The 6,598-nt window shown below is 38.8% G+C and carries 7 protein-coding genes and 1 other annotated feature; of the genes, 4 read left to right on the top strand and 3 right to left on the bottom strand.

Translation table 11 applies throughout. The features are described from left to right. Positions 1-137: 137 nt before the first annotated feature. From H1P_RS13330 to rfbB, 4 genes are all read left to right on the top strand, one after another. Positions 138-611 carry a hypothetical protein gene (locus tag H1P_RS13330; protein ID WP_144867868.1) on the top strand — a complete coding sequence of 158 codons (474 nt, stop codon included), beginning with the start codon at positions 138-140 and terminating at the stop codon, positions 609-611. A 161-nt stretch (positions 612-772) separates the two neighbouring features. Continuing rightward, the gene (locus H1P_RS13325) at positions 773-1,846 is read left to right on the top strand and encodes a glucose-1-phosphate thymidylyltransferase (protein WP_144867866.1); all 1,074 of its coding nucleotides are present in this window, start codon (positions 773-775) and stop codon (positions 1,844-1,846) included. Between the two features lie 631 nt (positions 1,847-2,477). After that, complete coding sequence (locus H1P_RS13320) at positions 2,478-2,984, top strand: PFE-CTERM domain-containing protein (protein ID WP_144867864.1); 507 nt, start codon at positions 2,478-2,480, stop codon at positions 2,982-2,984. 160 nt (positions 2,985-3,144) lie between these two features. After that, positions 3,145-4,215, top strand: coding sequence for a dTDP-glucose 4,6-dehydratase (gene rfbB / locus H1P_RS13315; RefSeq protein ID WP_186375954.1), 1,071 nt, complete (start codon positions 3,145-3,147; stop codon positions 4,213-4,215). Between the two features lie 367 nt (positions 4,216-4,582). Here rfbB and rplL read toward each other — a convergent pair whose 3' ends face one another. From rplL to rplA, 3 genes are all read right to left on the bottom strand, one after another. Further along, on the bottom strand, positions 4,583-4,960 hold the full coding sequence (rplL, locus tag H1P_RS13310) for a 50S ribosomal protein L7/L12 (protein ID WP_144867859.1): 378 nt from the start codon (positions 4,958-4,960) through the stop codon (positions 4,583-4,585). 45 nt (positions 4,961-5,005) lie between these two features. Continuing rightward, entirely contained in the window at positions 5,006-5,542 is a 537-nt protein-coding gene (gene rplJ, locus H1P_RS13305; protein WP_144867857.1) for a 50S ribosomal protein L10, read from the bottom strand. 91 nt (positions 5,543-5,633) lie between these two features. Then, positions 5,634-5,803, bottom strand: a sequence feature (ribosomal protein L10 leader region). Positions 5,804-5,836: 33 nt separating this feature from the next. Further along, positions 5,837-6,556 (bottom strand): 50S ribosomal protein L1, encoded by a 720-nt coding sequence (gene rplA, locus H1P_RS13300; protein WP_144867854.1) that lies wholly within the window; start codon positions 6,554-6,556, stop codon positions 5,837-5,839. Between the last annotated feature and the right edge of the window lie 42 nt (positions 6,557-6,598).

The raw sequence follows: 6,598 nt of genomic DNA, 5'->3' as shown, positions 1-6,598 counted from the left end.
CTTACTGAACTATCACCTTTCTCGATCGCGCTGACTATCTTCTCTCGAAAATCCACCGAATAAGCTTTCATTTACGATCTACTTTTACAATGCTTGATTGTCCCACATTTAGATGCAAACCGCTGTATCATAGGCTAATGTCATCTCATGATTTTCGTCTAGCCGTAGCTGGAAATGGGGATACACCGTGGAATATTCTCGACCAATTGTCTAAAGATAAAAATGAATTAGTTCGAGCAGATGTAGCTTACCACAAAAATACACCATTGAGTACTCTGAGACAATTATTTGGAGATAAAAGTGAGCGAGTTATTACTAGTCTTGCTAGCAATAAAAAGATATCAAACAATTCAAGTTTAGTGTCACAATTGCTTCAAAATAAAAGCGAATCCATTCGTTTGAGACTTGCTCGCAGTAGTCAAACTTCAGAAACTATTCTTGAAGAGTTATCTTTAGATCGAAGTGAGTCTGTCCTTGCTGCTGTGGCAGCAAATACTAATATATCAATGAATAGTTTTATTATTTTAGATCGATGTCAAAGTAGTATTGTTAAAAGGATATTAGCTGAAAATCCAGTAATTGCAGTACTTCCTAGTAAACACGCTTTTTGAATTATTGACTAAATTATAGTAGATTAGAAACTCGACAAATAATTTAGAAGCTAGACAAATTAATATAATATCTTATTGAGTACATAAATCTTAAGGAATTTCACATAATTATTGTGACTTTCTTATGAGTGCCAAAATTGACAAAATATACTTAATAGATAATGAAAGCAATTATTCTCTCTGGTGGTAAAGGAACACGCTTACGCCCTCTTACTTATACTGGTGCGAAGCAACTTGTACCCGTGGCTAATAAGCCGATCCTTTGGTATGGCATTGAATCTATCGTAGCAGCAGGAATTACCGATATTGGAATTATTATTAGTCCCGAAACAGGAGGAGAGGTTAAAGCAAAAACAGGAGATGGTAGTCAGTTTGGGGCTAAAATCACTTACATATTACAAGATGCTCCTTTAGGACTAGCTCATGCAGTAAAAGTAGCCCAACCCTTTTTAGGGGATGCTCCCTTTGTCATGTATCTGGGAGACAACTTGGTAGAAAGTCAGCTAGATTTATTTCTTGATAAATTTAACTCTAGACATTTAGATGCTTTAACCTTGCTTTGTGAAGTAGAAAATCCTACCGCTTTTGGTGTGGCACAAGTAGATAGCACGGGAAAAGTTTTACAATTAATTGAAAAACCGCAAAATCCTCCTTCTAACTTAGCGTTGGTAGGGGTTTATTTATTTTCTCCAGCCATTCATAATGCGATATCCAATATTCAGCCTTCTGCTAGGGGAGAATTAGAAATCACCGATGCAATTCAATATCTAATCAATTGGCAAAAAAATGTCGAATCTTTCCGATTATCGGGATGGTGGCTCGATACAGGGAAAAAAGACGATTTACTAGCAGCCAATCAAATTATTTTAGATAGTTGCTTAGATTTAAGTATCGAAGGTTCAATTGATGAACCTAGTAAAGTAAGTGGTCGAGTACATATTGGTGTGGGGACAAAAATTATCAATAGTACCATTCGAGGCCCTGTAACTATTGGGAAAAATTGCCACATAGAAAACTGCTTTATTGGCCCTTATAGCAGTATTGCCGATGATACTAGCCTGATTGAAGCTGATATTGAGCATAGCGTGGTGTTGAAAGGGGCAAAAATCGTTGATATTAAACAAAGAATAGTGGATAGCTTAATTGGTGAAAGGGCGCAACTCAAGCCCGCCTCCCAACGACCTAAAGCTCTACGCTTCATGATTGGGGATGATTCCCAGATTGAATTAACCTAGGTAGCGTTGTTGATTTGGGTTTTTTCAGGCAAAATAATTTGGTTCGTGGCTTTAAGCCATAAGCTTTAAGCTTTAAGCTCTAAGTTCTTAAGCAATATTATCTTATAAAGTTTCTTTGCGCCTTGGCGACTTTGCGTGAGATTTTTGCGAGCTTCCGAATCTTTACTTCAAATGCTATAAATCCGCTTACCAATAGATATAGCTGTACCAAATGGTTAATTATGACTCCTGAAAAATTTTAAAGTGTGTTATCCGAACAGGATTTAGTATGATGTTACAGCTTGAGTAATTTTATGGATATTTGCCTGGTAAGTGCGTCAAAACCCTTAACTGTTTTCCCTGTTGTGGTTTATGTGAAGCAACGACTAAGATCGCGGAGACTAGGTAATAAAGATTACTGATTTTTTGATGTAAACGCAAATATTAGGCAAAAATAAATGAATAAAGGCAAAATTACCCAATTAGCAAGCAAAATGGGGGGGTAGCCCTAATTAGTGGTATTCTCTCTTTAGGAGTAGCTTCCTCTGCTCAAGCTGTACTGACAACAGGAATATCTAACTTTTCTGGTGGAAGTAATAGCGTTAATGGCTTTACATACGGATTTGGTTTTCAAGCCACAGAAGATTTAACAGTGACTGCTTTGGGCGTATACGATGTGGGTGAAGATGGTCTATTTCTTGAATCAGGTAGAACTGGTGTAGATGTGGGTCTTTGGGATAACTCTGGTACGCTTTTGGGTCAGGTATTGGTATCAGGCGGTACTACTGCACCTATTCTTGATGGTTTTCGCTACGAAAATTTAGGTGCGAGTATCGATTTGACAACAGGTAGTTTTTATCGCGTAGCAGCAGACATGAGGGATATTAATGGTCTAGACTTATTAAGTGGAGCTAATCCTATATCTCCCAATAGAATCAATCCAACACAAACTTACTTTCAATCTAGTTTTTCATTTCCTACGCGGACACGGGACAATCCTGGTCAAGTAGCTTTAGGAGGAAACATTCTGTTTGATAATGCTGCATCCGCTTCAGTACCTTTTGAATTTAGCCCCACTTTAGGTTTATTGTTAGTAGGTGGCTTGTTTGGCGGTCGTCAAATGTATCGCAGTTATCAAAACAAAAAGATCGTTGATTAAATTTCGAGAATAATTTCTAAAACCAATCTTCATTTTTCTTGGTTACGATTTTCTGAGGTGGGCAGCGTTCACCTTTTTTAGTTACTACTAACTTATCTTCTTTACTGCTAAATTGATTGATGTTAAAAATTAAACAAGAAATATAGTGAGTGATTCTCAAATGTCTCGCAACATAATTATTACTGGTGGTGCTGGTTTTATTGGGTCTAATTTTGTGCGTCATTGGTGTCATACCTATGAGAAAGATCGCGTAGTTGTCTTAGATGCTTTAACCTATGCAGGAAATCGGGCGACTATTGCCGATTTAGAACAAACAGCTAACTTAAGATTTGTTGAAGGAGATATTTGCGATCGCGATTTAGTTGATAAACTGTTAGTAGAAGAAAATATCGATACTATTGCTCACTTTGCAGCCGAATCTCACGTGGATCGTTCTATTTTAGGGCCTGGTGCGTTTGTACAAACTAATGTAGTGGGTACTTTTACTCTTTTAGAGGCTTTTCGTCAGCGATGGCTCAAGCAAAACAAACCAGCAGATTATTGTTTTCTTCATGTCTCTACAGATGAAGTTTATGGTAGCCTCGAACCAGACGATCCCGCTTTTAGCGAAACGACTCCTTACAGTCCTAATAGTCCATATTCGGCATCTAAAGCAGGAAGCGATCATTTAGCAAGGGCATATTATCATACCTACGGGATGCCCACTATGATTACTAATTGTTCTAATAATTATGGCCCTTATCATTTTCCTGAAAAGTTGATCCCTCTGATGTGTATTAATATTCTGTTGGGTAAATCCTTACCCGTGTATGGGGATGGGCAAAATATCCGCGATTGGCTTTATGTAGAAGATCATTGTCGCGCATTGGATACGGTGATTCAGAAAGGACAACCAGGAGAAACCTATAACATTGGGGGTAATAACGAGGTTAAAAATCTTGATTTAGTTAAATTACTCTGTGAATTAATGGACGAATTGGCTACAGATATTCCTGTTAAGCCTTCATCCAAGTTAATTACCTTTGTCAAAGATCGTTTAGGACATGACCGCAGATACGCGATCGATGCTACTAAAATTAGTACTGAGTTAGGTTGGAATCCCCAAGTTACTGTAGAAGAAGGTCTGAGAAAAACTGTCCAGTGGTATTTGCAAAATCAACAGTGGTGGCAGCCTTTACTTTCTGAAGAATATCAATCTTATTATCAACAAGTATACAAACGCCTGATGTGAATTAGCGGTGAGACCCCGCGTCGGCGACAGGCCCTAAAGGACTCGCTACGCATCGCGCAAGGGAATGCTCACCAAGACCCTTCGCTTTAAACTTATTAGTTCGTAGCTATAAGCTGTAAGCTATAAGCTATAAGCTAAAGATAAATTCACCTATTTTAGTCTATGGGTATTATTCTCGCTCTTCTCGTAACGCAGACTTGCTTTCTTTTACGATGATTTAGGTTATATCAAAAGTAATTTCAATTCACATTAGACGTATACAAATAAAAAATAAGAGCTTGACCAAAGATCAAGCCCCATCTTGTTTCTACTATATGGTGTTCAAATAGTCTTCAAATATATTTGAGAGCTATCGAGCTATCGACAATTATTTAACTGCTACTTTTGCACCAGCTTCTTCTAATTGCTTCTGAGTTGCTTCTGCATCTTCTTTGGGAACTCCTTCTTTGATTGTTTTAGGAGTATCTTCTACCATTGCTTTAGCTTCTTTAAGACCTAAGCCAGTGATGCTACGTACCACTTTGAGGATCGCGATCTTCTTATCTTTGGGTACTTCTTCAAGAACAACGTCAAATTCAGTTTGTTCCTCTACTTCAGCAGCAGGGCCAGCTTGAGGAGCCATAACTACTCCAGCAGATGCAGCAGCACTAACGCCGAAAGTGTCTTCAATTTGCTTAACTAGATCGGCAGCTTCTAGAAGAGAGAGGGTTTTTAGCTTTTCGAGAATTTCATCTACAGCAGACATTTGTATTACTCCTTAAATTAATCAACAGTTAATAACCAGCTAGACTTACGCAGCAGCTTGGTCTTCTTTTTCGGATATTGCTTTGATACCTCTTGCCACAGATGTCGGAATTTCTTTGACACCCACTGCAATTTTGGTAGCCAATGCGTTAATAGAACCAGCAATTTGTGCGTATAGTTCTTCTTTAGATGGTAAATCGCCCAGTGCTTCGACTTCTTGTTTTGACAAAGCGCGACCTTCCATCACGCCACCTTTTAACTCAGTTTTTTTGGTGGCTTTTTGGAATTCTTTGTAAGCTTTAACAGCAGCACCCACTTCTTCTCCAACGAGCAAGAAAGCAGAGCTATTACTTAGAAATTCCGTCATTGGTTGCCAGTTTTCGTCTCCCTCAACGGCAAGTCCCATTAGCGTATTTTTGGTAACTTTACAGCTACCACCAACAGGACGTAGACGATTACGCAAATCGGTAATTTCGGCTACTGACAACCCTTTATAATCGATGACAAAAGCCATCTGAGCATCGCTCAAGCAAGACTTGAGTGAGTCAATGATTTCTGCCTTATTTTCTCGGGTTCTCCCCATGCGATTGTCACCTCCTTAATTATGGTAGAAATTAATTTTCAACCATGAAACGTGGTGTTATCTTGTACCCATTTAGGGCATCAAAAGAATTTACACCAATAAAAAAGACCTCTAGCTGTTTGCCAGAGGTCATGCCTTATAATTTCTACTTACCACTGCTGTGTATCGTATAGTAAGAGAAATTAAAATTTTATGACATTAGCCTCGGCAGGAAATTAAGCTGATTGCACCTGCTGTCTTCGGTATGAGTTGCCTAAACTTTAAATATTTAGTTGTTCGCCTTCAAAAAATTAACTAAGCTGCTTCTTCTGATTGTAAATCTCTAAGGGCAGAAATATCAACATTAATTGAAGGACCCATAGAGGAAGAAACATAAACGCTACGCCAGTAGCGACCTTTTGCTCCAGAAGGACGATTGCGATCGATAGTTTCTTGTAATGCCTTGAGATTGGCGAGCAAGTCTTCAGCATTAAAAGAAGCTTTACCAAACATAACATGAACAATGCCAGATCGGTCAGCGCGAAATTCTAGTTTACCAGCTTTAAATGCGGAAATTGCAGTCGGTAAATCGGCTGTAACAGTTCCTCCTTTGGGAGATGGCATTAAGCCTTTAGGCCCTAAAACACGACCAAGACGGGCTACTTTGGGCATCATATCAGGAGTTGCAATCAGGATATCAAAATCCATCATGCCTTTTTGAATCTCATCAATTAGTTCTTCTGAACCAAAAATTTCGGCTCCTGCTTCTTCAGCTTCCTTAACCTTTTCTCCGCGAGCGATAACTGCTACTCTAACACTTTGCCCTGTTCCTTTAGGAAGACTAACAGTGGTGCGTATTTGTTGATCTGTATATTTGGGGTCGATTCCCAATCTGATATGAGCTTCCGCCGTTTCATCAAATTTAGCTGTAGCGGTTTCTTTGAGTAAGTTTAGGGCTTCTAGAGGCTCGTAGGCTTTATCTACATCTACTTTCTCTAACAGTTCCCTCATTCTACGGGATTGTTTTTTTGGCATTTAATTCTCCTTGGGTATTTAGCGAAGCAATAGCTTCTCCCC

The sequence above is a fragment of the Hyella patelloides LEGE 07179 genome, from assembly GCF_900659865.1.
In the GTDB taxonomy this organism is placed as follows: domain Bacteria; phylum Cyanobacteriota; class Cyanobacteriia; order Cyanobacteriales; family Xenococcaceae; genus Hyella; species Hyella patelloides.
Note: the sequence above shows the minus strand (reverse complement) of the source record. Positions and strands in the feature narration are given on the sequence as shown.